Source organism: Agrobacterium rubi TR3 = NBRC 13261, assembly GCF_000739935.1.
In the GTDB taxonomy this organism is placed as follows: domain Bacteria; phylum Pseudomonadota; class Alphaproteobacteria; order Rhizobiales; family Rhizobiaceae; genus Agrobacterium; species Agrobacterium rubi.
In genome coordinates this window covers 18,843-42,036 of the sequence record NZ_BBJU01000017.1, presented here as the reverse complement: position 1 = coordinate 42,036, position 23,194 = coordinate 18,843, and the positions used below count along the sequence as shown (strand labels likewise).

At 58.6% G+C, this 23,194-nt stretch carries 24 protein-coding genes; 9 read left to right on the top strand and 15 right to left on the bottom strand.

Translation table 11 applies throughout. The features are described 5' to 3' along the window. Positions 1-102: 102 nt before the first annotated feature. The 5 genes from RRU01S_RS14450 to RRU01S_RS14430 form a co-directional block, all read right to left on the bottom strand. On the bottom strand, positions 103-1,056 hold the full coding sequence (locus RRU01S_RS14450; RefSeq protein WP_045230996.1) for an ABC transporter substrate-binding protein: 954 nt from the start codon (positions 1,054-1,056) through the stop codon (positions 103-105). A 105-nt stretch (positions 1,057-1,161) separates the two neighbouring features. After that, positions 1,162-2,334, bottom strand: a complete 1,173-nt coding sequence (gene rlmN / locus RRU01S_RS14445; RefSeq protein ID WP_108722656.1) for a dual-specificity RNA methyltransferase RlmN — start codon at positions 2,332-2,334, stop codon at positions 1,162-1,164. A 265-nt stretch (positions 2,335-2,599) separates the two neighbouring features. Beyond that, complete coding sequence (locus RRU01S_RS14440) at positions 2,600-3,103, bottom strand: invasion associated locus B family protein (protein ID WP_045230994.1); 504 nt, start codon at positions 3,101-3,103, stop codon at positions 2,600-2,602. A 278-nt stretch (positions 3,104-3,381) separates the two neighbouring features. Further along, positions 3,382-3,759, bottom strand: a complete 378-nt coding sequence (locus tag RRU01S_RS14435; protein ID WP_045230993.1) for a YkvA family protein — start codon at positions 3,757-3,759, stop codon at positions 3,382-3,384. 52 nt (positions 3,760-3,811) lie between these two features. Then, the gene (locus RRU01S_RS14430) at positions 3,812-4,117 is read right to left on the bottom strand and encodes a 4a-hydroxytetrahydrobiopterin dehydratase (protein WP_045231087.1); all 306 of its coding nucleotides are present in this window, start codon (positions 4,115-4,117) and stop codon (positions 3,812-3,814) included. 119 nt (positions 4,118-4,236) lie between these two features. On the opposite strand from RRU01S_RS14430, the gene RRU01S_RS25370 reads away from it, so the two are divergent. Continuing rightward, the gene (locus tag RRU01S_RS25370) at positions 4,237-4,716 is read left to right on the top strand and encodes a low molecular weight protein-tyrosine-phosphatase (RefSeq protein ID WP_081880089.1); all 480 of its coding nucleotides are present in this window, start codon (positions 4,237-4,239) and stop codon (positions 4,714-4,716) included. On the opposite strand, the gene thpR is transcribed toward RRU01S_RS25370, so the two are convergent. After that, positions 4,650-5,243, bottom strand: a complete 594-nt coding sequence (gene thpR, locus RRU01S_RS14420) for an RNA 2',3'-cyclic phosphodiesterase (protein WP_045230992.1) — start codon at positions 5,241-5,243, stop codon at positions 4,650-4,652. The two genes, RRU01S_RS25370 and thpR, sit on opposite strands and share 67 nt — an antisense overlap. Before the next feature lie 68 nt (positions 5,244-5,311). Further along, complete coding sequence (locus RRU01S_RS14415; RefSeq protein WP_045230991.1) at positions 5,312-5,962, bottom strand: arylesterase; 651 nt, start codon at positions 5,960-5,962, stop codon at positions 5,312-5,314. Positions 5,963-6,045: 83 nt separating this feature from the next. On the opposite strand from RRU01S_RS14415, the gene RRU01S_RS14410 reads away from it, so the two are divergent. The 3 genes from RRU01S_RS14410 to RRU01S_RS14400 all read left to right on the top strand — a co-directional run bounded on the left by RRU01S_RS14410 (position 6,046) and on the right by RRU01S_RS14400 (position 10,286). Further along, positions 6,046-6,756: an ABC transporter ATP-binding protein gene (locus tag RRU01S_RS14410; RefSeq protein WP_045230990.1), complete on the top strand. Its 711-nt coding sequence runs from the start codon at positions 6,046-6,048 to the stop codon at positions 6,754-6,756. Continuing rightward, entirely contained in the window at positions 6,753-9,311 is a 2,559-nt protein-coding gene (locus tag RRU01S_RS14405) for an ABC transporter permease (protein WP_045230989.1), read from the top strand. The genes RRU01S_RS14410 and RRU01S_RS14405 overlap by 4 nt, the downstream gene beginning before the upstream one ends. 237 nt (positions 9,312-9,548) lie before the next feature. After that, positions 9,549-10,286, top strand: a complete 738-nt coding sequence (locus RRU01S_RS14400; RefSeq protein ID WP_045230988.1) for a Bax inhibitor-1/YccA family protein — start codon at positions 9,549-9,551, stop codon at positions 10,284-10,286. 73 nt (positions 10,287-10,359) lie between these two features. On the opposite strand, the gene RRU01S_RS14395 is transcribed toward RRU01S_RS14400, so the two are convergent. From RRU01S_RS14395 to acnA, 3 genes are all read right to left on the bottom strand, one after another. After that, positions 10,360-10,752 (bottom strand): DUF2794 domain-containing protein, encoded by a 393-nt coding sequence (locus RRU01S_RS14395; RefSeq protein WP_045230987.1) that lies wholly within the window; start codon positions 10,750-10,752, stop codon positions 10,360-10,362. A 289-nt stretch (positions 10,753-11,041) separates the two neighbouring features. After that, positions 11,042-11,809, bottom strand: coding sequence for a DUF1223 domain-containing protein (locus RRU01S_RS14390; protein WP_052816086.1), 768 nt, complete (start codon positions 11,807-11,809; stop codon positions 11,042-11,044). A gap of 209 nt (positions 11,810-12,018) precedes the next feature. Continuing rightward, positions 12,019-14,712: an aconitate hydratase AcnA gene (gene acnA / locus RRU01S_RS14385; RefSeq protein ID WP_045230986.1), complete on the bottom strand. Its 2,694-nt coding sequence runs from the start codon at positions 14,710-14,712 to the stop codon at positions 12,019-12,021. Between the two features lie 269 nt (positions 14,713-14,981). Here acnA and ccmA point away from each other — a divergent pair, with 269 nt between their 5' ends. From ccmA to RRU01S_RS14360, 5 genes are all read left to right on the top strand, one after another. Then, positions 14,982-15,623 (top strand): heme ABC exporter ATP-binding protein CcmA, encoded by a 642-nt coding sequence (gene ccmA / locus RRU01S_RS14380; RefSeq protein WP_045230985.1) that lies wholly within the window; start codon positions 14,982-14,984, stop codon positions 15,621-15,623. Positions 15,624-15,852: 229 nt separating this feature from the next. Further along, on the top strand, positions 15,853-16,512 hold the full coding sequence (ccmB, locus tag RRU01S_RS14375; protein WP_045230984.1) for a heme exporter protein CcmB: 660 nt from the start codon (positions 15,853-15,855) through the stop codon (positions 16,510-16,512). Positions 16,513-16,557: 45 nt separating this feature from the next. Then, positions 16,558-17,328 carry a heme ABC transporter permease gene (locus RRU01S_RS14370; protein WP_045230983.1) on the top strand — a complete coding sequence of 257 codons (771 nt, stop codon included), beginning with the start codon at positions 16,558-16,560 and terminating at the stop codon, positions 17,326-17,328. Further along, a complete protein-coding gene (gene ccmD / locus RRU01S_RS14365) occupies positions 17,325-17,501 on the top strand; it encodes a heme exporter protein CcmD (protein ID WP_045230982.1) in 177 nt (58 codons plus the stop codon). The genes RRU01S_RS14370 and ccmD overlap by 4 nt, the downstream gene beginning before the upstream one ends. After that, positions 17,498-18,100: a DsbE family thiol:disulfide interchange protein gene (locus RRU01S_RS14360; protein ID WP_045230981.1), complete on the top strand. Its 603-nt coding sequence runs from the start codon at positions 17,498-17,500 to the stop codon at positions 18,098-18,100. The genes ccmD and RRU01S_RS14360 overlap by 4 nt, the downstream gene beginning before the upstream one ends. A 15-nt stretch (positions 18,101-18,115) precedes the next feature. Here RRU01S_RS14360 and RRU01S_RS14355 read toward each other — a convergent pair whose 3' ends face one another. Genes RRU01S_RS14355 through dapF form a run of 5 tightly spaced genes read right to left on the bottom strand, consistent with a single transcriptional unit; the run spans position 18,116 to position 23,004 of the window. Then, on the bottom strand, positions 18,116-18,712 hold the full coding sequence (locus RRU01S_RS14355) for a DUF2585 domain-containing protein (RefSeq protein WP_045230980.1): 597 nt from the start codon (positions 18,710-18,712) through the stop codon (positions 18,116-18,118). Beyond that, positions 18,709-19,359, bottom strand: a complete 651-nt coding sequence (locus RRU01S_RS14350) for a septation protein A (protein WP_045230979.1) — start codon at positions 19,357-19,359, stop codon at positions 18,709-18,711. Before RRU01S_RS14350 ends, RRU01S_RS14355 begins: the two co-directional genes overlap by 4 nt. Positions 19,360-19,361: 2 nt before the next feature. Next, entirely contained in the window at positions 19,362-20,810 is a 1,449-nt protein-coding gene (ftsY, locus tag RRU01S_RS14345; protein WP_045230978.1) for a signal recognition particle-docking protein FtsY, read from the bottom strand. A gap of 20 nt (positions 20,811-20,830) precedes the next feature. Further along, positions 20,831-22,105 carry a tRNA (N(6)-L-threonylcarbamoyladenosine(37)-C(2))-methylthiotransferase MtaB gene (gene mtaB / locus RRU01S_RS14340; RefSeq protein ID WP_045230977.1) on the bottom strand — a complete coding sequence of 425 codons (1,275 nt, stop codon included), beginning with the start codon at positions 22,103-22,105 and terminating at the stop codon, positions 20,831-20,833. After that, entirely contained in the window at positions 22,102-23,004 is a 903-nt protein-coding gene (gene dapF, locus RRU01S_RS14335) for a diaminopimelate epimerase (RefSeq protein ID WP_045230976.1), read from the bottom strand. The genes mtaB and dapF overlap by 4 nt, the downstream gene beginning before the upstream one ends. Positions 23,005-23,194: the final 190 nt, after the last annotated feature.

Genomic DNA, 23,194 nt, shown 5'->3' with positions numbered 1-23,194 from the left:
TGGTCCGGCTCGAATAAGATGAGTGCCGCACTGGTGCGGCACCCGGATTGGTTTCAAAGTGGTCTTCCGTCATCCACACAAGGCCGGAATGACGGAAATGGATCAGTCGATGATCTTGGTGGCGCGCTTCGTCACGCTCTCAGGGAACGTCACGCCTGCCTTTTCAGCGGCTTTTTTGTTCAGGACGAGATCCGTGCCAACGGCAACGGTCGCAGGAATATCGCCAGGCTTTTCGCCCTTGAGGATGCGAACGACGACAGCGCCGGTCTGCTTGCCCACGTCGAAATAGTTGAAGCCGAGGGCGGCAATCGCACCACGGGCAACGGAATCCGTATCGGCGGCAAACAGCGGTATCTTGGCTTCAGAGGCAACACCGGCAGCGGCTTCGAAAGCCGAGACGATGGTGTTGTCGGTGGGCACATAGATCACGTCGGCCTTGCCCACCAGCGCGCGGGTCGCGCCCTGCACTTCGGCGGATTTGGTGGCAACGGATTCCACGACCGTCAGACCGACCTTTGTCGCCTCCGTCTTCAGAAGCTCCAGCGTCGAGACGGAATTGGCTTCCGCCGAATTGTATATATAGCCGATGGTCTTGGCGTTGGGGGTGATGTCCTTGATCAGCGCCAGATGCTCGGCAACCGGCAGCATGTCGGAGAGGCCCGTGACATTGCGGCCAGGCTTTTCCATGGATTTGATCAGCTGCGCGCCGACTGGATCGGAAACGGCGGTGAAGACGATGGGGATATCGCGCGTGGCGGCAACGACGGCCTGCGCAGAGGGTGTGGAGATCGGAACGATGACATCGGGCGCATCGCCGACAAACTGGCGTGCGATCTGCGAGGCGGTGCCGGGATTGCCCTGCGCGGACTGGTAGACAAATTTCAGGTTTTCGCCTTCCTTGTAACCCGCTTCGGCAAGGGCTGCCTTCACGCCATCGCGTGCAGCGTCGAGTGCTGGATGTTCGACGATCGCGGTAACGGCCACCGTCACGTCCTGCGCTTTTGCAGGCAAAGCAAAGGCCGTTGCGGCGGCAAGCGCCAGAATGAGTGCGCGCATGGGATATTCCTCCGATTGTTTCGCTTTTCTTGGCCCTCTTTAAGAAAGGGTTAAAACGAAATCAATCGCGCAAGGCTGAACGCGCTCATCAATTCTTGTTCTTGATCAGTCGTCCGCACCGTGATTGGCGATCATCATCGCCTCGAACGCCATGCGTTCGGTCTTGCGCATGCGCTCGGACTCCGACTTCAGCTGACCGCAGGCAGCCAGAATGTCGCGCCCACGCGGGGTGCGGATTGGGGAGGCATAGCCCGCGTGATTGATGAAATCGGCGAACTTCTCGATCTGCTCCCAATCGGAACACTGGTAATTGGTGCCCGGCCATGGGTTGAAGGGAATGAGATTGATCTTGGCTGGAACGCCTTTCAGCAGCTGGGTCAGCATCTTGGCGTCTTCCAGGCTGTCGTTGACATCTTTCAGCATCACATATTCGAAGGTGATGCGGCGGGCATTCGACACGCCGGGATAGTTGCGGCAGGCTTCGATCAGTTCTTTCAGCGGATATTTCTTGTTGATTGGCACCAGCATGTCGCGCAGTTCGTCGCGAACCGCATGCAGCGAGATCGCCAGCATCACGCCGATTTCCTCACCGGTGCGGAAGATTTCAGGCACGACGCCCGATGTCGAGAGCGTGACACGACGCTTCGAAAGCGACAGGCCATCCCCGTCGGTTGCGATCAGAAGCGCGGTTTTCACATGTTCGAAATTGTAGAGCGGCTCGCCCATGCCCATCATCACGATGTTGGACACCTTGCGTCCCTCGGCTGGCATGACGGTGCCCTGTGGCGTTTCGCGGTCTGGAAAATCTCCAAGACGGTCACGGGCGACAAGCAGCTGCGCCAGAATTTCTTCAGCCGTGAGGTTGCGCACCAGGCGCTGGGTTCCGGTGTGACAGAAGGAGCAGGTGAGGGAACAGCCGACCTGGCTGGAAATGCAGAGGGTGCCGCGACCTTCTTCGGGAATATAGACCGTTTCGATCTCGACCGGACGGCCTGCACCGCGCGGCGGAAAGCGCATCAGCCATTTGCGCGTGCCATCGTTGGAGACCTGCTCCTCGACGATCTCAGGACGAGCAATGGTGAAATGGTTTTTCAGCTTCTCGCGGAGATCCTTGGCCACATTAGTCATGTGGTCGAAGTCGGAGACGCCGCGGACATACAGCCAGTTCCAGAGTTGGCTGACACGCATCTTCGCCTGCTTCTGCGGCACGCCGATGTCGATCAGCGCGTCTGCCATCTCTTCGCGTGTGATGCCGATCAAAGACGGCTTGCCGCTCATCAGATCGGTGTTGGCAACAAGCGGACTCTTGATTGCCAGACCGGCGGTCGCTTCCAGTACGGACATTTTATAATCCCATCAGCCATTGCAGAGCGAAACCGCCGAAACGATGCGGCGGATGGTCGTCTGCATGTGGAGAAAAATCAAAGGCGAGGCGCTGTTCGCGCATCCGCCTGTAGTGTTGCCGCGCATCTAGCATCAAAACAGCCAAAACGCAAATGGCCGGTCATTGACCGGCCATTGCAAAATCTCAATGCGGCTATGCTTACTTGCAGCTTTCGACCTGTTTCAGGGCGGCGGAAATGCCCGAGAGCGAATAGGCGTAGCTCGTGGCCGTGCCGCGGGCGGATGTCGCCTTGACGGTCATCGACTTGCCATTCTTCATAGCTGCAACCAGCGCCGGCTCTTCTGCTGCATTTTCCACCCAGGCGGCCTTGTCCTTGGTGAACATGACGAAGGTCTTGCTGTCGATGGTTACATTGACCTTGGAGCCTTCGCGAAGGCTGTAGCCGACCATCGCCTGTGGCTCATAGGAAATGTTCTGTCCAGGGCGCTGCGAAACGATGAAGAAGATATCACCGTGATCGACGCTTGCCGGTTCCTTGGAGGTGGGGATGGAGAGAGCATAGCAAACGGTGCTGTTACCCGACTTGTACGAATAGGCACCCCATGCATTGAACTGCTGGATGCGCGTGGGCGACTGTGCAGAGGCAATGCCGACACTGGTCAGCAAAATGGCGACTGCGGTTGCTACACTTCTTACAAACATTGAATTTCCTGCCGGGTTTATTGTCTTCCAGTTGGCCGAACGGCTGCGCCGGGCCGATGCTAGGTGAAGTCCGTCATGCTGATATTGGCTAAAGATCGGTTACCAAACCGTCAACACCAATGCTAAAATTCGAAAATTGCACCGAGATGTAACAGATCGGCGGCCCCCAGCGCCAGCCCAGCGAACACTCACGTGCTCGTTGATCAGCAATGACACAAGAATTCAGGCAAGAATTTGTCGGTGTTCGGCAGGCGCTGAAACGGCCCATCACAGAGCCGTTACTCTTCCTTCAGACGTTTGATCGCCGCGTCAGCGGCTTCATAATGTTCCATCTTTATATGCGCCCGGATCATGGCAAGGGCTGCCGTCAGAACCGCGATATCATCGGTAAAGCCGACGACCGCAAAAATGTCCGGCACGGCATCGATGGGCAGGATGAAATAGCCGAGCGCGGCCAAGAGGATACCCTTGGCACGAAAGGGGGTATCGCGGTCCATGGCACAGTAATAGGCGGCTGCAGCGTCGCGGGCGAATGGCACCTTGCTCGCCACCCGCTTCATCTTCGGCCAGAATTTGGAGCGCACCTGACGTTCAGTCTGTTCCTGCCTGTCGGGTTCGCCCGGCAGCAGAATCTCACCAATCTTCACATCATCCATGGTTGTGTGTCCTGTGGTCATGACCGATCATATAGGGCGTCGCCCCTTTTGTTCAATCGCTGCGCCCGCCCGCTGCCTTTTGCATGGCGCCCGCCAGCATGAAGTCACGCTCGGTAACCCCTTGGGAATCATGGGTCGTGAGGCAGACTTTTACCCGCGAATAGACATTCGACCATTCGGGATGGTGATTGAGCTTTTCAGCCACCAGCGCGCATTCCGCCATGAAGCCGAAGGCTTCGGCGAAGTTGGCAAATTTATAGGCCTTGACGATGGCCAGACCATCTTCGCGCAAAGACCAGCCGTTCAGCTTGGCAAGTTCGGTGTCGATCACATCTCTGTCGAGTTTGGGATATTGCATGGATTGGCCTTTCATGGATGACGGAAAAACACGGTTATGCGTGTTTCGATCCGTCCTGTCTTTCACCTATATCGCTTTTCATCGCAAAACCGCCCAACAGTTTTGGTGGAGATTTCAAAATGAAACGCACAGCAGTCCTTTTTGTTTGCATGGGAAATATCTGCCGCTCGCCTTTGGCGGAAGGCATCTTCGCGCATCTGGTCGAAAAACAAGACATCGCCCATCAGTTCGTGATCGATTCCGCCGGGACGGGCGCATGGCACGCGGGCAATGCGCCCGATGAGCGTTCGATCGCCATCGCAAACCGCCACGGTATCGACATTGCCAGCCAAAAAGCCCGGCAGGTGCGCCCAGCCGATTTCGAGGACTTCGACATCATCCTTGCCATGGACAACGACAATTTGGCCAGGCTTCGGGCCATCTGCCCACGGCAGCACACCGGCAAGCTTCACCTGTTCAGCAACTACGCCATGGGGCAGACATCAAATGTGCCGGATCCCTATTATGGCGGGGAAGACGGGTTTCAGACCGTCTACACCATGCTTTTTTCAGGCTGCATGTCCTTGATCGGCAAGCTGGAGACAGGCCACGCTTCCTGAAGCGGAAAGACCTCCTCAACGATGTAAGGACCCCCGCCGACCGATTCCTTTGAGGACATCAGCACGAAACGCCCGACGGTAAATTGGGACGTTCTGAAATCGCCACGGCCTGACAGGTAATGCACCACATCATCCAGCCTGGAATTGCGCAGCCGCGCAAGCGTGACGTGCGGCGTGAATTTGCGCGGATCGGGCGGGAGGCCAAGCCGCTGGCAGATACGCTCGATCTCGCCCTGTAACGCACTCATTTCGGCGGACGGAGACACGCCAGCCCAGATGGAGTGTGGCTTCTTGGAGCCGAACGAACCGATTCCGGTCAGATTGACCTCAAATTCGGGCCTGTCGATACGGTCGAGCCGGTTGACGACTTCATCGGCGGTGCGACCGTCAATGTCTCCGATGAAGCGTAGAGTGATGTGATAATTCTCCACATCGATCCACCGGGCACCCGGCAAACCACCGCGTAACAATGACAGGCTCATGGCCGCATTGCGCGGAATTTCGAGGGCGGTAAACAGTCTCGGCATGGCGAGCTCCCCGAATCTTTTGGCAGAACAACCCTAGCGAATCATGCAAAGCTTTCGCGTGCAAGCGGTTATTTTTTTTGCTCACCGATAGTCTTTATAAAGTCTTCCACCGTGGGCAGCGTTTTTTCGACCATGACCGCGATGCCCTTGGTGTTGGGATGCATACGATCCTCCAGTTGCAGGGTCTGATCCATCACAACGCCGTCCAGAAAGAACGGGTAAAGCGGCAATCCATGCTTTTTCGCAAGGCGGGGATAAACCTCGTTGAAGCGGTTGGCAAAATCGCCGCCCATATTCGGCGGTGCCATGATGCCGATCAACAGAACCGGGATGTTGCGCTTCTGAAACCCGGTAATGATCGTATCGAGGTTCTTTTCCGTCTCGTCCGGCGACATGCCGCGAAGGGCGTCGTTTGCGCCAAGCTCCAGGATCACGCCATCGGTGCCATCGGGCACGGACCACTCGGCGCGGGCCAATCCGCCCGACGTTGTATCGCCCGAAACACCGGCATTGGTCACAGCAACATTGACGCCTTTGGCCTTCAATGCTGTCTCGAGTTGAGCGGTGTAGCTTTCGGTGGGCGGCAGCTGGTAGCCTGCCATCAGACTGTCGCCAAAGCCGACCAGTTGAACCGGCTTGTCCTGCGCCTGTGCGAAGGGCGCTGCGAGTAATGCGCAGCTGATGACGATGAATTGAGCGGTAGCAGCTTTAAAACCCATGACGGCCTTCCTAATTTGTCTGGCACTGCCGAAAATCTGATTGCTCCCGGATTGCCCTTTTCTTTTATATAGGAACGCGAATTGTGACGAAAAGCATCATTGATCTTGATAAGGCCGATCTTACACTTGGAAGTGCCGCTGCCTCCGTTCACGTTCTGAAAAGCATCGACCTTTCCATCGGCGAAGGCGAAGCAGTCGGTATCGTAGGGCCTTCAGGCTCGGGAAAGTCGACGCTTTTGATGGTTCTTGCCGGGCTGGAGCGCTTGGATAGCGGCGCGATCACAATTGCGGGAACGGAGCTTCACAAGCTCGGCGAAGATGCGCTTGCGGAGTTTCGCGGGCGCAATGTCGGCATCGTGTTCCAATCCTTTCACCTGATCGCCAATATGACGGCGCTTGAAAATGTCGCGGTGCCTTTGGAACTCGCCAACGTGCCGAACCCGTTCGAGATCGCGAAGAAAGAGCTCGTGGCCGTAGGATTGGGCGAAAGGCTCAACCATTATCCGGGTCAGCTTTCCGGTGGTGAGCAGCAGCGTGTTGCGATTGCCCGTGCGCTCGCGCCTTCACCTGCCGTGCTCATCGCTGATGAGCCGACCGGCAATCTGGACACCGATACGGGCCGGCAGATTGCCGATCTCCTGTTTTCCAAGCAGGCCGAGCGCGGCATGACGATGATCCTCGTAACGCATGATGTCTCGCTGGCCGCCCGTTGCTCGCGCCAGATCAAGGTGCGCTCAGGTCAGATCGAAAGCGATAGCGCCGCCGTTGTTGCTAAGCAGGCGGTTTCTGTATGACCGCTTTTCTCCCGTCGCTTTTTAATATCAACAATGCCTTGCGGCTTGCCCGTCGTGAAGTCCGCGGCGGTTTGCGCGGCTTTTACATTTTCCTTGCCTGTATCGCGCTTGGAACCGGCGCCATCGCGGCGGTGAATTCCGTCTCGCGCGCCGTTACCAGTTCGATTGCCACACAAGGACAGTCAATTCTGGCGGGCGATGTGCGCTTTGAGCTTCGCAACCGCGAGGTCTCGCCGGAAGAACGTGCCTATCTCGATGGTCTGGGACATGTCGCGATGTCGAGCGGGCTGCGCTCCATGGCCCGTCTGGCCGACGGTTCTCAACAGACGCTGACCGAGGTCAAGGCGGTCGACGGTGCCTACCCGCTCTTTGGTACCTTCGAGGCTGAACCCGCTGCACCGCTTGCGCAGCTGCTTGCGAAACAGGGCGACGCCTATGGCGCGGTCGCCGCGCCGCTGCTTCTGGAGCGGCTCGGCATCAAGCTTGGGGATGAGTTGCTGCTCGGCAATGTTCGCCTGAAGCTATCCGGCACGGTCGTCACCGAGCCGGATGCGCTGTCGGATGGGTTCGGCTTTGCCCCGCGCCTGCTCATCAGCCGCGATGCGCTGGCGGCTTCCGGGCTGATCCAGAGCGGCAGTCTGGTGGAACATGCCTACAAGATCCGCCTCAACGACACGTCCAAACGGGCTACGATTACCGACGATAGCAACCGGGAATTCCCAAGCGCCGGATGGTCGATCCGCACCAGCGACCGTGCGGCTCCGTCGCTGACGGAAAACGTCAATCGCTTCTCGCAGTTTTTGACACTCGTCGGCTTGACGGCGCTGATCGTCGGCGGTGTCGGCGTGGCCAATGCAGTGCGTGCCTTTCTCGATTCCAAACGCACGACCATCGCCTCGCTGAAATGCCTGGGCGCCCCGGCCAGCGTCGTGACGATGACCTATCTGTTTCAGATCGCGTTTATCGCCATCATCGGCATTGCCATCGGTTTGGCGCTGGGGGCGATCACGCCGCTGATTGCCATGCGCTTCCTCGAAGGCGTGCTGCCGGTGCCGGACGAGTTGGCCATTTATCCCGGGCCGCTGTTCATGGCTGCCGTCTTCGGTCTTCTCACCACACTGGCGTTTGCCATTCTGCCCTTGGGGCAGGCGCGCGAAGTGCCTGCGACGGCGCTGTTTCGCGAACAGGGTTTTGAGGAAAACAAGCTGCCCTCATGGCCCTATCTTCTCGCCACGGCTCTGCTTCTGGCAGGACTTGCCGGATTGGCGATCTACTCGTCGGAAGAGCGCTTCATCGCGTCCGTCTTTCTGGGCGCTGTTGCCTTCGCATTCGTCGTTCTTCGGCTGGTGGCGTGGGGCATCAAGGCGCTTGCCAAGAGGAGCCCGCGCGTCCATTCGGCAGCGCTGCGGCTTGCCATCGGCAATATCCACCGACCCGGCGCGTTGACACCATCCGTCGTTCTGTCGCTTGGCCTTGGGCTGACGCTTTTGGTGACGCTGACGTTGATCGATGGCAACCTCAGGCGCGAGCTGACCGGCAGCCTTCCGGAACGCGCGCCGAACTTCTTCTTTGTCGATATCCAAAGCGCCGACCGTGATGGTTTTCGCGATCTCGTCAAGCGGCAGGCACCAGAGGGTGTGCTGACCGAGGTGCCAATGCTGCGCGGACGCATCCTTGCCTTCAATGGCCAGGACGTGACCAAGATGGACGTACCAGCGGCAGGCCGCTGGGTGCTGCGCGGCGATCGCGGCATCACCTATGCGCAGGATATGCCTGAAAACGCCAAACTGTCTCAGGGCACGTGGTGGGCGAAGGATTACAGTGGCGAACCCCTGGTGTCTTTTGCAGCGGAAGAGGCCGGTGAGCTTGGCTTGAAAATCGGCGACAGCGTGACCGTCAATGTGCTGGGGCGCAATATCACGGCCAAGATTGCCAATCTGCGCGATGTGCAGTGGGAATCCCTGTCGCTGAATTTCGTGATGGTGTTTTCACCCAACACCTTCCGAGGCGCGCCGCATGCCTGGCTGGCAACGCTTGCCGACCCCTCGGCAACGCCCTCTCAGGAAGGCGACATCCTGCGCACCATCACCAATGCCTATCCGACGATCACGAGTGTCAGGGTCAAGGACGCGCTGGATGTGGTCAACCGTCTGGTTGGACAACTGGCCACCGCTATTCGCGCCGCCGCCGCCGTGGCGCTCATTGCGTCGGTTCTGGTGCTGGCCGGTGCGCTTGCCGCCGGCAACCGGGCGCGAACGCATGATGCGGTTATCTTGAAAACGCTGGGCGGCACACGCGCCATGCTTATCCGCGCCTTTTCCTACGAGTATATGATCCTTGGCCTGGCCACGGCCATCTTCGCGCTTGCGGCGGGCGGGGCATCTGCCTGGTTCGTCATCGCCCGCATCATGAAGCTTCCGTCGAGCTTTCTGCCGGACGTCGCCGTCGGCACCATCGTGATTGCGCTGGTCATGACGGTTGGTATCGGGCTGATCGGGACATGGCGGATTTTGGGCCAGAAGGCAGCACCGGTTTTGCGGCAGGCGGGCGAGTGATATGAAAAGTTGTACGCCACTTAACTTTAACGATTAAATCAGCCCTATGATCGCCAAAACGTTATCGATTTTCACGCATACGGTGTTTTTTCGGTTCTGAAAGCTCTTGTATCTAGGAAGTGATATCATCATATTCTTCGGTAGGCTTGCTGTAGCTCCGCAGCGGCGCCTGGGATATAGTCTCGATACGACGATATGCCGACACCGTAGCAATTTCGGAGCTCAAAAGAGGTAACAATGTCTGACTTCAACAATTACCAGAACCGCATGACCCAGGGTCGTGTACAGTCTGGTGCGATGATCGATGAAGGTCTGCGCACCTATATGCTGAAGGTCTATAACCTGATGGCACTTGCGCTGGTAATTACCGGCGTAGCATCCTTCGCCACATACACCTTGGCGGTGACCAATCCGGCGTTTGCGCAGCTGCTCTATGGTTCGCCACTGAAGTGGGTGGTGATGTTTGCACCGCTGGGTCTGGTGCTCTTCCTTAGCTTCCGCATTCAGAACATGAGTGTCGGTGCCGCACAGGCGACCTTCTGGGGTTACGCCGCGCTGATGGGTATCTCGCTGTCCTCGATCTTCCTGGTCTATACCGGCCAGAGCATCGTCCAGACGTTCTTCATCACCGCTGCTTCCTTCGGCGCACTGTCGCTTTACGGCTACACGACCAAGAAGGATCTGTCCGGCATGGGCTCGTTCCTGATCATGGGTCTGTTCGGCCTGATCATCGCGTCCATCGTCAACATCTTCCTGCAGTCGTCTGCCATGGGCTTTGCGATCTCCGCCATCGGCGTGCTGATCTTCGCAGGTCTGACCGCTTACGACACGCAGAAGATCAAGGAAATGTATTTCGACGGTGACGATGTCGCTACGGCTGGTCGCAAGGCCATCATGGGCGCGTTGACCCTCTACCTCGACTTCATCAACCTGTTCATGTTCCTGCTGCAGTTCCTCGGAAACCGCGACAAGTAACATTTGACGATATCGACACGGAAAAAGGCGGCTCTCGGGCCGCCTTTTTTGTTGGTCGTCGCTGCTGGTGTGGTTACTTGATCAGCTTCAAGACCTTGTCGAAGACCTTCAGCACCTGCGCCAGTTCGTGCCCCCGCTTCAGGATGCGGCCATCGACATTGACAACGCTGTAGGCGCCCTGCTTGGTGGCGAGTTTGGGGTTCTTCTCGATGCGGAAAAGCGGCATTTCGCCGGACCGTTTGAACACGGAGAAGACGGCCTTGTCCTTCAGATGGTCGATCGCGTAGTCGCGCCATTCGCCTTCACCTACTATACGGCCGTAGATGCGAAGGATCGCGTCCAGTTCACGGCGATGGAAGGTAATCGGCAAGGGATCCTTGCTCTGCCTGTATTCACGAAGATCGATAATGGAGGGGCTGTCGTTGTGAGATGGGCCTGCACTTTGCACATCCGAATGATCAGTCATCAGGCAACCTCGCTCAACTGCAAATGACATTTGTACGACAGTCTGACCCCGCACTGAGGAAATTGCAAGCCTTGCAACACGCACGAAAAAATGCGCAGCACGGTTATGCTTTAGGGGAATCGCATACGTGCAATTGCCCTATTTCGGTCAAATCATGGCCCGATTTCGGTGGGATACAGCTATTGTCAATTGATGCCTAGGCACCAAGATGACCCGGTCCGGTGCATTGACCCTTTACCCCCAGCCCCCAATGCCCGGACCGGATCTCCTCACCCGCTGACGGGTGACCTCAATTTCCCGATGACATCAGAACACTTGCTCCGATGATTGCGGCCGGATTGCCCTGTGTGTCCGTCGTCTGCAACAGAACGGCGCAACCGCCATCCTTGGCCTTGCTCATGACGCTGGCCGGTAGCTTCACCGTCATGGATTTTCCATCCCACATGCCGACCGTCTGAACGTCATAGACACTGTGCCAGTAGGAAATCTTCTTTCCCTGGTTTTCGCCCTTCTGGACGTCGACGACCTGCTCGCTTTTGAAGTAGGCGACGACGACATCGGCCTTGCCTTGGCCAGCGCCGATGTCGATGGCGATTTCGTCTGCCACACGCTGCGCCTTCACTGGCACGCTCAGGCCTTCCCCAGCGTTCTTGAAAGCATCGAGACGGCTGTAGATGGCGTTCATATCCGCGCCCTTGACGTGGTCGCGGCCATTGACGACGGCTTGCGGCGTATAGACGTTGTTGCGGCCCAGCGCTCGGGCGTATCCATATTGCCGCTCGGTGTTTTCCTTGGAAGCGAGCGAATCCGCCCAGCCGAGATAATTCCAATAATCGACATGGTAGGACAGTCCGACCACATCACCTTTCTGGATCAGTTTGCGCAATGTCTCGTCGGCAGGTGGGCAGGAGGCACAACCTTGCGAGGTGAACAGTTCGACGACGCCCTTCAACTGCTCTTGCGCCTGCGCCGAAACGGAAGCGAGAGCGGCGAAGACGGCGATCGATAGACCAAATTTCCAAGGCCCGTATTTCAGAGACCCATATTTCAGAGACATTGCGAGAACCCTTGTCTGGATGCCTTTCCAGACCATTGATGCTATCAATCATGTCGGGACGCGATGGCGAAAATAGCGCCAAAATCCCTTCAATAGAAAGTCACGTTGGGGTGAGGGCCGATCACGAAACGGCATAAGCCGTCTGTCGTTGCCTCCACGCAAAAACGCCGGGATTTCTCCCGGCGTTTCCGTTTCGATGTGTCAGAGGCTTATGCAGCCAGATCGCGAAGAACGGTCTGCAGAATGCCGCCATTGTTCATGTAGATCACTTCGTCCAGCGTATCGATGCGGCACAGGAGTGGAACCTCCTTCACGGTGCCGTCGCCGTAGGTGATCTTGGCGATCTTCTTTTCGCGTGGCTTGATGTCGCCTTCGAGACCATCGATCTCGACCGTTTCATCGCCCTTGAGGTTGAGGCTCGCCCATGTCGTGCCGTCTTCGAAGACGAAGGGAACCACGCCCATGCCGACCAGGTTAGAGCGGTGAATACGCTCGAAGGACTGCGCAATCACGGCCTTGACGCCGAGCAGGTTCGTACCCTTAGCAGCCCAGTCACGCGACGAGCCATTGCCGTATTCGACACCGGCGAAGATGACGAGCGGAACGCCCTCGGCCTTGTACTGCATGGCCGCATCGTAAATCGACATCTCTTCCTTGGACGGATAATGGATGGTGTAGCCACCTTCCTTGCCGTTTGGCCCGAGCATGTGGTTGCGAATACGGATATTGGCGAATGTGCCGCGCATCATGACTTCGTGGTTGCCACGGCGTGTGCCGTACTGGTTGAAGTCCGCAACGCCCACGCCATTGTCGGTCAGGTAGGCGCCGGCAGGGGACGCAGCCTTGATCGAACCGGCCGGAGAAATGTGGTCGGTGGTGATCTTGTCGCCGAAGAGACCGAGAACGCGGGCGCCCTTGATGTTCTTGAGGCCGGTGCCGGTCTTGCCCATGCCCACGAAGTAAGGTGGGTTCTGGACGTAGGTCGACTTGTCGTCCCAGGCATAGGTCTGGCCCGGAGGAACCTGAACGGCCTGCCAGTTTTCATCGCCCTTGAACACGTCGGCATATTTGGACTCGTAGAGTTCACGCGTGACGTATTTCAGGATGAATTCCTGGATTTCGGCAGATGTCGGCCAGATGTCCTTGAGGTAGACAGGGTTACCGTCCTGGTCTTCGCCGAGTGGCTCGGTGGTGAGGTCCTTCTGAACCGTACCGGCCAGCGCGTAAGCAACGACGAGCGGCGGTGAGGCGAGGTAGTTCGCCTGAACGTCGGGCGAGATACGGCCTTCGAAGTTACGGTTGCCGGAGAGAACGCCAGCCGTGATCAGACCCTTGTCGTTGATGGTCTTGGAAATCGGCGCAGGCAGCGGGCCGGAGTTGCCGATGCAGGTCGTGCAGCCGAAGCCGACGAGGTTGAAGCCGATGGCATCCAGATCCTTCTGCAGACCGGACTTTTCCAGATATTCGCCAACGACCTGAGAACCCGGTGCCAGCGATGTCTTGACCCAGGGCTTGGATGTCAGACCCTTCGCCACTGCGTTGCGGGCCAGAAGGCCAGCCGCGATCAGAACGGACGGGTTGGAGGTGTTGGTGCAAGATGTGATCGCAGCGATGGCGACGTCGCCATGGCCGAGATCGAAATCCGTGCCTTCGACAGGATAGCGGTTGTCGAGCTGGCCTGGCTTCTTGTAGTCGCCTTCGAGCGCGGTCGCAAAGCCGGAGGCGATGCCTTCCAGCGAGATGCGGCCTTCTGGACGCTTTGGACCGGCCATGGATGGCACGACGTCGCCGAGGTCGAGTTCCAGCGTGTCGGTGAAGACGAGTTCGGCACCGTCGCCGGTACGCCACATGTCCTGCGCCTTGGAATAGGCTTCGACCAGCGCGATGCGGTCCTTGGTGCGGCCAGACATGGTGAGGTAGTTGATGGTTTCGCCGTCAACCGGGAAGAAGCCGCAGGTCGCGCCATATTCCGGACCCATGTTGCCGATGGTCGCGCGGTCGGCCAGCGTCATCGAATCCAGGCCGGGGCCGAAGAATTCGACGAACTTGGAAACGACGCCCTTCTTGCGCAGCATCTGAACGACTGTCAGCACGAGGTCGGTGGCGGTCACGCCTTCCTTGACCTTGCCCGTCAGCTTGAAGCCGATGACTTCAGGCAGAAGCATGGAGACCGGCTGGCCGAGCATGGCCGCTTCGGCTTCGATGCCGCCCACGCCCCAGCCCAGAACGCCCAGACCGTTGATCATGGTCGTGTGGCTGTCGGTACCGACGCATGTATCCGGGTAAGCGATGGTCTCGCCGTCTTCTTCCTTCGTCCAGACGGTCTGGCCGAGATATTCGAGGTTCACCTGGTGACAGATGCCGGTGCCAGGCGGAACGACGCGGAAGTTCTTGAACGCCTGCTGGCCCCATTTCAGGAAGCGGTAACGCTCGCCGTTGCGCTGATATTCCAGCTCGACGTTGCGGGCAAAGGCGTTCGGCGTGCCGAATTCATCAACGATAACAGAGTGGTCGATGACGAGATCGACAGGAACCAGCGGATTGATCTTTTCAGGATCGCCACCCAGAGCCACCATCGCATCGCGCATGGCGGCAAGGTCGACCACGGCTGGAACGCCGGTGAAGTCCTGCATCAAAACGCGAGCAGGGCGGTAGGCGATTTCGTTTTCGACGCGGCCCTTGTTGTTCAACCAGTCGGCAACAGCGGTAATGTGTTCTTTGGTAACGGTCTGGCCGTCTTCGAAACGCAGCAGGTTCTCAAGCAGAACCTTCATCGAATAGGGAAGCTTCGAAACGCCTGTCAGGCCGTTCGCTTCTGCCTTCGGCAAACTGAAATAAACATAATCCTTACCGTCAACGGTAAGAATGGAGCGACAATTGAAACTGTCGAGAGATTTAGCCACGGATAAAAACCCCGCTTCCTCTGATAGCCAACACGCGCGTGCGGACCCCTGTGCACAGATGCACATCAGGATGCGGGTACGGTCATTTCCGCTGTCCGCACGAGAAGCTGCTTTCGCAACCTCAGGTCCGGCGCCGTATGATGATCACGCCGACCGCTGGCGTGGTTGACACCCATATAGATAATTTCTCAGAAACGTGCCAGACCGGAAAAGACCTAAATCGATTTTTTTCCCATCGAGATGATTAAAATCTTAAACGAGATGATCCCATGCTGCTGACAGCAGAAAATCTTTCCGCCCGGCGCGGGGATGATTTCATATTCATGAATGTTTCCTTCAAGTTAACCGGCGGCGACGCGCTGGTTCTGACGGGGCCGAATGGATCGGGAAAGTCAACGCTTTTGCGCGTTATCGCAGGGCTTTTGCGCCCTGAAGCTGGCACGGTAACGATAGCCGGCGAAGGAATTGAAACGGGCACTCGAGCCTGTGAGGCCAGCCACTATCTCGGCCATCGCAACGCGATGAAGCAGGAACTGACGGTTTTCGAAAATCTTCGTTTCTGGAAGGAATTTCTCGGTGATTTCAACCGTGGCAGTTCGCTTGGAATAGAAGAGGCGGCGGACGCTGTCGGCCTTTACGGCATAACCCACCTGCCTTTCGGCTATCTCTCCGCCGGTCAGCAGCGCCGATTCGCGATGGCGAAATTGCTAGTTGCCTGGCGGCCGATCTGGATATTGGACGAGCCGACAGCGGCACTGGATGCCAGCGCGGATGTGATGTTCACGGGGCTGGTGGAGGCGCATTTGGCGAAGGGCGGCATGGTGATTGCTGCGACGCATCAGCCGCTTGGGTTGGAGGGTGCGCAGGAGTTTCGGATGACGGGGTTTGCTGGGGTGGAGGAGGTTTGGTGATTGTCGAGTATGCGGCTACCCCCCTCTGCCCTGCCGGGCATCTCCCCCACAGGTGGGGAGATCGACTCGCGGCGACCTTTCGGCCATCTCTCGCGTCGAGAGTGAAGTTGCGTCAGAACGCCCAGCCGATCTCCCTCCTTGTGGGGGAGATGCCCGGCAGGGCAGAGGGGGGTAGCCACGCCCGCAAACGCCAAATCATCTGCACAACATTCCACGAAAGCGGCACCTCATGACCGCCCTCTTCCTCCGGGACCTCAAACTCTCCATCCGCGCAGGCGGCGGCGCACTCATCGGTGTTCTGTTCTTCATGACCGTCGTTGCCGTCATTCCCTTCGGCGTCGGCCCCGACCTCAATCTGCTGTCGCGCATCGGCCCGGCGATCGTCTGGATCGGCGCATTGCTTGCCGCTCTCCTCGGCCTCGACCGCCTGTTTCAGGCCGAACGGGATGACGGATCGCTCGATCTCATCCTCATGCAAGAGAACCCGCTCGTTCTCACCGTTCTGGTCAAATGCCTGGCACACTGGACCGCCACCAGCCTGCCGCTAGTCATCGCATCGCCATTGCTAGGCCTCTTCATGAATATGAGCGAGGTGGCCATCGGTGCCGTCATGCTGACCTTGCTGGTCGGATCACCCGCGCTGACTTTCATCGGCGCAGTCGGAGCAGCAGTCGCGGTGGCGCTTCCGCGTGGTGGGTTGCTGGTATCGATCCTAGTGCTGCCGTTGTGCATTCCCGTCCTGATTTTCGGCGTCAGCGCCTCGTACGCCGCCATTCAGGACCCCGCGCCTTTCATGCCGCCATTCCTGATCCTCATCGCGATCACGCTTTTTTCATCGGTCGTGGGTCCGTTCTTTGCCGCTTTGGCATTGCGCAGTTCCGTGGATTGATAAGGATCAATTGCCGCAATCTCAGTCTCATTGTAGAAAGACGCCATGAGCGATACGAGCCTTGCCATTACCAAGTTCAGCGACCTTGCCAACCCGACCCGGTTTTTGGCATTGGCTTCTCGCATTCTGCCATGGCTGGCGGCGCTGTCCGCGCTCTGTCTGGCGGCGGGCCTTTATATGGCTTTCACCACCGATAGCGATTACCAGCAAGGCAACACGGTACGCATCATGTATGTGCATGTGCCCGCCGCTTGGCTGGCGATGATGTGTTATACCGTCATGGCTGTGGCGGCGATTGGCACGCTGGTCTGGCGGCACCCTTTGGCGGATGTTGCGCATAAATCCGCGACCCCCATCGGTGCTGCCTTCACGCTGATTGCGCTCGTCACAGGCTCGCTATGGGGCAAGCCCATGTGGGGCACATGGTGGGTGTGGGATGCGCGGCTGACATCGGTCTTCATCCTGTTTCTGATGTATCTCGGCCTCATCGCCTTCAACAAGGCCATGGATGACCCGTCCAAAGCGGCCCGCGTCAGCGCAGTGCTCATCCTGGTGGGTTTCGTCAATATTCCGATCATCAAGTTTTCGGTGGAGTGGTGGAACACGCTGCACCAGCCCGCCAGCGTTCTACGCCTGAGCGGTCCGGCCATCGCGCCGGAATTTCTGTGGCCGCTGCTGACCATGGCCGTTGGCTTTACCTTGCTGTTCTTCACCTTGCACCTTGCCGCCATGCGCAATGAAATCTGGCGCAGACGCATATCTGTCCAGCGCCGACTGGCTGCGCGTATGGCAAGTCGAGAGAGTGCCAAGCCATGAGCCACGCATTTTATATCGGCATGTCCTATGGTTTGACCGGGCTGATCGTTGCCCTTCTCATTGGTTGGATCGTCATGGACGGGCGCGCCCGCAAACGCGAAATGGCGCAGCTTGAAGCCGCCGGCTTTCGCCGCCGCGCCCGCGCTGCGCTCGTGGAGCAACCGACACCATGACGAAAGATATCCGAAGCGCGCCAACTCCTTCGGGGGGGAAGTCACGTTATATTCTGGCGCTTTTGCCGTTATTGGCCTTCGCCGGTTTTGCCGCTATTGCCGCCAAGATGCTGTACGAGCAGGACGTCAACGGTCTCGATGTCAGCGCTATTCCGTCTGCCCTGATCAATACCAAGGCGCCATCGCTGGCACTGCCGCCCTTGGAGGGCTCGGGCCTTCCGGCCCTCACCGATGCTGCCATCAAAGGCAAGGTGACGCTCGTCAATGTCTTTGCGTCGTGGTGCGTGCCGTGTCGGCAGGAACATCCGATGCTGAAGGAAATGTCGAAGGACGAACGGCTGAATGTCGTCGGCATCAATTACAAGGACAAGTCCGAAAACGCCCTGAAGTTCCTGGGGGAACTCGGCAATCCCTACGACGCCATCGGCATCGATCCGAACGGCAAGGCCGCCATCGACTGGGGTGTCTATGGCATTCCCGAGACGTATCTGGTCGGCAAGGACGGCACCATCGTCTATAAGAAGGTCGGCCCGATCGACGCTGCGACCTATGAGCGCGACATCATACCGGCGATCGAAAGAGCTATCGCAGGCGACTGAGCCTGAGGCTGATTTTCACGAGGCTGGAAGGGCGTTCTGCCATTCCTTGATGGCATCGATCGGAGCGACCAGCATCAGCACATTCAGCGTCAGATTATCGCGGATCAGCCAGCCGGTGAAAATCTCGAAGACGATGGCGATGAGAATGGTCAACCAGATCGGAACGCGGGCGGCGAAGAAGAAGCCGACCACCATGAACACAGTGTCCATCGCCGAATTCAAGATGCTGTCGCCGCTATAACCGAGTGCCATGGTGGCGGTGCGGTAGCGATCGATGATGATGGGCGAATTTTCGAGCAGTTCCCACGCAGCCTCGATCAGAACCGCGAATGACAGGCGCATTCCGATCGTTTGCTTGCGAAACAGCAGCCATGCCAGACCGTAGAACAGGAAGCCGTGGATGATGTGCGATGGCGTGTACCAGTCGGCCAGATGCTGGGAATTGCCCGGCGTGTTCACGCCCGGTTCGAACAGCTTGACATAGCCGCATTCGCAGATGGGCACGCGTCCCATGAAATACAGAATGACGATTTGCGCGACGAGCAAAGCCGCCGCGACACCGAACCATTTGTAGGAAGACGAACGCGACGCAGACATTTCACCAAGGGTCATTTCTTGTCTTTCGTCAGCGGCTCTATGGAGTGGCGCATGATGAGCGGCATCTGGGCCATGGTGAAGATGACGGTGATCGGCATAGTGCCCCAGACCTTGAAGGCGACCCAGGTATCGGTCGAAAAGCCGCGCCAGACGACTTCGTTGAGGACGGCGAGGAACAGGAAGAAGAAGCCCCAGCGGAATGTCAGCTTGCGCCAGCCTTCGTCGTTGAGCTTGAAGGCCGAGTTGAAGACGTAGCCGAGAAGCGATTGACCGAACAGCAGGCCACCCAGCAGGATCACGCCGAAGAGAGTATTGACGATGGTCGGCTTCATCTTGATGAAGGTATCGTTCTGGAGATACAGCGTCAGCGCGCCGAAGACGAGCACGACGATGCCGGAGATCAACGGCATCATCGGCAGGGTGCGGGTCAAAATCCACGAGACGGTCAAAGCCAGTATCGTCGCGATCATGAACAGGCCGGTGGCGATGAAGATCGGGCCGCCGAATTCGGTCAGAACGGGAAATGTCTTTGCCAGCCACTCGCCGCGTGAATTGGCGAAGAAGAACACGACCAGCGGCCCGAGCTCCAGCACGAATTTCAGCAGCGGGCTGATCTCGCGGACCATTTTTTCGCTTTCGCGCTGATTGCTTTCCACGTCCATACTCACACTCCCGCAATCGCTTTGGCGAAATCTTCCGCCTCGAATGGCTCCAGATCATCAACGCCTTCGCCAACGCCGATGAAATAGACCGGCAGCTTGTGTTTGGCAGCGATGGCAACGAGGATACCACCGCGGGCCGTGCCATCCAATTTTGTCATAATCAGGCCGGACACGCCTGCGACATTGCGGAAAATCTCCACTTGGTTCAGGGCATTCTGGCCCGTCGTCGCGTCCAGCGTCTGCAAGACGGTGTGCGGCGCATCGGGATCGAGCTTGCCCAGCACACGCACGATCTTTTCAAGCTCGTCCATCAGCTCGGTCTTGTTTTGCAAACGGCCAGCCGTATCGATGATCAGCACGTCGCATTTCTTCGTGCGCGCCTGCTCGAACGCATCATAGGCAAGCCCTGCCGCATCCGCACCCAGCTTGGTGCCAATGAATTCCGAACCGGTGCGATCCGCCCAAATCTTCAGCTGTTCGATGGCAGCGGCGCGGAACGTATCGCCTGCCGCCAGCATGACCTTGAGGCCGGAGCCGGACAGCTTTGCCGCCAGCTTGCCGATGGTCGTCGTCTTGCCGGTGCCGTTGACGCCGACGACGAGGATGACATGCGGCTTGTGCGACAGATCGAGTTCCAGCGGCTTGGCGACCGGTGAGAGAACCTTGGTGATTTCACCGGCCATGATGCGGGCCACGTCTTCGCCGCTGACATCCTTGCCGTAGCGCTCCGATGACAAAGCGCCGGTGATGCGCATCGCAGTTTCCACGCCCAGATCGGACTGGATCAGCAAATCTTCCAGCTCATCCAGCGTGTCTTCATCCAGCTTGCGCTTGGTGAAGAGGGCCGAAATCTGGCTGGTCAGTTGCGACGAGGTGCGCGAGAGACCGGCGCGCAGGCGCTGGAACCAGGAGAGTTTCTGTTCCGGTTCCGCTTCGACCAGCACCACACGCTCGCTTGGTAACGAAAACCCTTTCGGGAGCGCCGTTGGTGCGGATGGTGCATCGGAAGCTTGCGAGACCGTGGCTTCTTCCGCTTCCTCAAGCAGCTTATCCATTGCTGCTTCGTCAAGTGGCGCGTCTGTCGCTATCGCGTCCTCAAGGGGTGGCGCTGGCTCTTCGCCGGCCTCAGCTTCAGCCTGCAACAGCGATAGCGGCACCATGCCGATATCGCCGACCTGCTCGGTGCCGGGGAGAAGGGGTGCGTCCTCTTCATCTTCGGAAAGGTCGGCCGCATCTTTCAGCGTATCGGGAGCGGGGCCGCCTGCGGTTTCCATCTCGACGTCTGAGACCGGATCATGGGCGAGCGGCGCGTGCGCCTCGGCTTCGCTCAGGACCGCATCGAAAGAGGCGTTTGCGCCAGTCTGTTCCGGCGCGGCGTCGCTTTTCGGCTTGTCTGCTTCCGGCTGTTCCTTGCCGAACGAAAACACTTTTTTGATGAAGCCGAGGGCCATGATTGTTCCGTATCTCTAAGTCACGCGGCGTGTGCCGCAAGACATTGCATGTCTAAGTATTTTCCGTTGTGACCGGTTATCACAACCTGCGCAAGGGTGCGGGGTGCAAGATCGCCTGCGGCAACGAGGGTGAAATTGTCGGTATGGGCAAAGCCATTATTCTCGACCAGGATCGTCTGCGTGGTGCCGACCATGCCGGTGAGATGCGCATCCCGCAACGCTTCGCCGCGCTGGCGCAGCCGTGCCGCCCGCTGCTTGATTAGCCCACGGTCCAGTTGCGGCATGCGCGCGGCGGGCGTGCCGGGGCGCGGGCTATAAGGGAAAACGTGCAGGTTGGAGATGCCGCATTCTTCCGCAAGGGTCGCGGCGTTTTCGAACATCTCCTCGGTTTCCGTCGGGAAACCGGCGATCATATCCGCGCCGAAAGCGATTTCTGGTCGCAAGCGTCTGACCTCGTCGCAGAAGGCAATGGCATCGGCACGCATATGGCGGCGCTTCATGCGTTTGAGGATCATGTCATCGCCATGCTGAAGCGACAGGTGCAGATGCGGCATGAAGCGCGGCTCATCGGCGATAAGGTCCAGCAGATGCCTGTCGACTTCGATGCTGTCGATGGAGGAGAGCCGCAGCCGCAGGATATCCGGCACCTGTTTCAGCAGCGTCTTGGCGAGATAGCCGAGCGATGGCTCACCCGGCAGATCGGCACCGTAGCTGGTGGCATCGACGCCGGTCAGCACGATTTCGCGATAGCCGTTTTCCGTCAGCTTGCGGGCCTGTTCGACCACTGCACCCATGGGCACGGAGCGGGAATTACCACGCCCGTACGGGATGACGCAGAAGGTGCAGCGGTGATCGCAGCCGTTCTGCACCTGAATGAAGGCCCGGACGTGCCCGTCTATATGCTTGATCATCTGCGGCGCGGTGGCGCGCACGCTCATGATATCGTTGACGCGCAGCTTTTCTTCCGCCGATACGCCAAAGTCCGGCAACGCGCGATAGGAGGTGCTTTTCAGCTTTTCCTCATTGCCCAGCACGGCATCCACTTCCGGCATTTCGGCAAAGGTCTGCTTTTCCGTCTGCGCGGCACAGCCGGTGACGATGATGCGGGCATGGGGATTTTCCCGGCGGGCGCGGCGGATGGCGGAACGCGCCTGACGCACCGCTTCACCTGTTACGGCGCAGGTGTTGACCAGCACTGCATTGTTCAGCCCCGCCTTCTCGGCCTCCGCCCGCATCACTTCCGATTCGTAGGTGTTGAGGCGGCAGCCGAAGGTTATGACCTCGACGCCGCTCATAGGGCCGCCTGTTCTGGCGCCGCATCGCGAACCCAAGTGCCGGTGGCGGGATCGACGGTGCCAGCCCATTCCCATTCGGCAGGGCCGGTCATGACGACATGGTTGTCGTCGCGCCATTCGATGGTGAGCGGAATGCGAACCGGGCTGGACGCGACATCGATCTCGACGGTGCGGCCCGTTCTGCCGGTGCGGGCGGCGGAGACGGCAGCGGCACAGGCGGCGGAACCGCAGGCCAGCGTCAGGCCAGCGCCGCGCTCGAAGGTGCGGGTGCGCAACCTGCTGTCGGAGATGACCTGCGCCAGCGTGATATTGGCCTTTTCGGGAAACATCGGGTGGTTTTCCAGCAGCGGGCCGAAGCGTTCCAGATCGAACTCCATCGGGTCGCTGTTGACCCAGAACACCGCATGCGGATTGCCCATCGACATGACGGCGGGCGAATGCAGCACGGGGTTGTCGATCGGCCCGATCTGAAGCTCGATGCGGCTGGTATCGTGGAATTCTTCGGACAGCGGAATATCGTTCCAGTTGAAGCGCGGCATGCCCATATCGACGGATATCATGCCGTCTTCATGTTCGCTGGCGTTCAAAATGCCCGCCACGGTCTGGAAGGTGAAGGTCTTCTTGCCGGTCTCGGATGCCAGCGCCTGCACCACGCAGCGTGTACCATTGCCGCAGGCCTGCGCCTTGGTGCCATCGCAATTGAGGATATCGATATAGGCATCGGTGCCGTGCGCGCGCGGATCGTGGATGGCCATGATCTGGTCGAAAGCGGTCTCAGCATCCGCATTCAGCGCAATCGCCGCCTGCGGGGTCACCATGTCCTTGCGGCCACGCATATCGACAACGAGAATCTTGTTGCCAAGCCCGTTCATCTTCGCGAATTCGACCGTGTTTGTCATAGTATGGAACCTGTATAAGTGTTTTCGGACACACCGTGCCCGGTTTTGCCTTTATATGGCGGAATTGAGAGAGAATTACCAGTGTGGGGGCGGTTTTGGCTTGGCGTGTTTCGGTGCGCTCACTGCGTGTGGCTTACCCCCCTCTGGCCTGCCGGCCATCTCTGCTGCTGCGGATAGAGTGGGGAGCATG

Excerpts from the sequence above, each read along its gene's own strand:
- ftsY (WP_045230978.1), bottom strand. The coding sequence starts at position 20,810 with ATGGCCCTCGGCTTCATCAAAAAAGTGTTTTCGTTCGGCAAGGAACAG.
- RRU01S_RS14395 (WP_045230987.1), bottom strand. The coding sequence starts at position 10,752 with ATGACTGATCATTCGGATGTGCAAAGTGCAGGCCCATCTCACAACGAC.
- RRU01S_RS14450 (WP_045230996.1), bottom strand. The coding sequence starts at position 1,056 with ATGCGCGCACTCATTCTGGCGCTTGCCGCCGCAACGGCCTTTGCTTTG.
- RRU01S_RS14440 (WP_045230994.1), bottom strand. The coding sequence starts at position 3,103 with ATGTTTGTAAGAAGTGTAGCAACCGCAGTCGCCATTTTGCTGACCAGT.
- RRU01S_RS14360 (WP_045230981.1), top strand. The coding sequence starts at position 17,498 with ATGACGAAAGATATCCGAAGCGCGCCAACTCCTTCGGGGGGGAAGTCA.
- RRU01S_RS14405 (WP_045230989.1), top strand. The coding sequence starts at position 6,753 with ATGACCGCTTTTCTCCCGTCGCTTTTTAATATCAACAATGCCTTGCGG.
- ccmB (WP_045230984.1), top strand. The coding sequence starts at position 15,853 with ATGACCGCCCTCTTCCTCCGGGACCTCAAACTCTCCATCCGCGCAGGC.
- ccmD (WP_045230982.1), top strand. The coding sequence starts at position 17,325 with ATGAGCCACGCATTTTATATCGGCATGTCCTATGGTTTGACCGGGCTG.
- dapF (WP_045230976.1), bottom strand. The coding sequence starts at position 23,004 with ATGACAAACACGGTCGAATTCGCGAAGATGAACGGGCTTGGCAACAAG.
- mtaB (WP_045230977.1), bottom strand. The coding sequence starts at position 22,105 with ATGAGCGGCGTCGAGGTCATAACCTTCGGCTGCCGCCTCAACACCTAC.
- RRU01S_RS25370 (WP_081880089.1), top strand. The coding sequence starts at position 4,237 with ATGAAACGCACAGCAGTCCTTTTTGTTTGCATGGGAAATATCTGCCGC.
- RRU01S_RS14430 (WP_045231087.1), bottom strand. The coding sequence starts at position 4,117 with ATGCAATATCCCAAACTCGACAGAGATGTGATCGACACCGAACTTGCC.
- ccmA (WP_045230985.1), top strand. The coding sequence starts at position 14,982 with ATGCTGCTGACAGCAGAAAATCTTTCCGCCCGGCGCGGGGATGATTTC.
- RRU01S_RS14355 (WP_045230980.1), bottom strand. The coding sequence starts at position 18,712 with ATGACCCTTGGTGAAATGTCTGCGTCGCGTTCGTCTTCCTACAAATGG.
- thpR (WP_045230992.1), bottom strand. The coding sequence starts at position 5,243 with ATGCCGAGACTGTTTACCGCCCTCGAAATTCCGCGCAATGCGGCCATG.
- RRU01S_RS14370 (WP_045230983.1), top strand. The coding sequence starts at position 16,558 with ATGAGCGATACGAGCCTTGCCATTACCAAGTTCAGCGACCTTGCCAAC.
- RRU01S_RS14390 (WP_052816086.1), bottom strand. The coding sequence starts at position 11,809 with ATGTCTCTGAAATATGGGTCTCTGAAATACGGGCCTTGGAAATTTGGT.
- RRU01S_RS14415 (WP_045230991.1), bottom strand. The coding sequence starts at position 5,962 with ATGGGTTTTAAAGCTGCTACCGCTCAATTCATCGTCATCAGCTGCGCA.
- rlmN (WP_108722656.1), bottom strand. The coding sequence starts at position 2,334 with ATGAGCGGCAAGCCGTCTTTGATCGGCATCACACGCGAAGAGATGGCA.
- RRU01S_RS14350 (WP_045230979.1), bottom strand. The coding sequence starts at position 19,359 with ATGGACGTGGAAAGCAATCAGCGCGAAAGCGAAAAAATGGTCCGCGAG.
- RRU01S_RS14435 (WP_045230993.1), bottom strand. The coding sequence starts at position 3,759 with ATGGATGATGTGAAGATTGGTGAGATTCTGCTGCCGGGCGAACCCGAC.
- RRU01S_RS14400 (WP_045230988.1), top strand. The coding sequence starts at position 9,549 with ATGTCTGACTTCAACAATTACCAGAACCGCATGACCCAGGGTCGTGTA.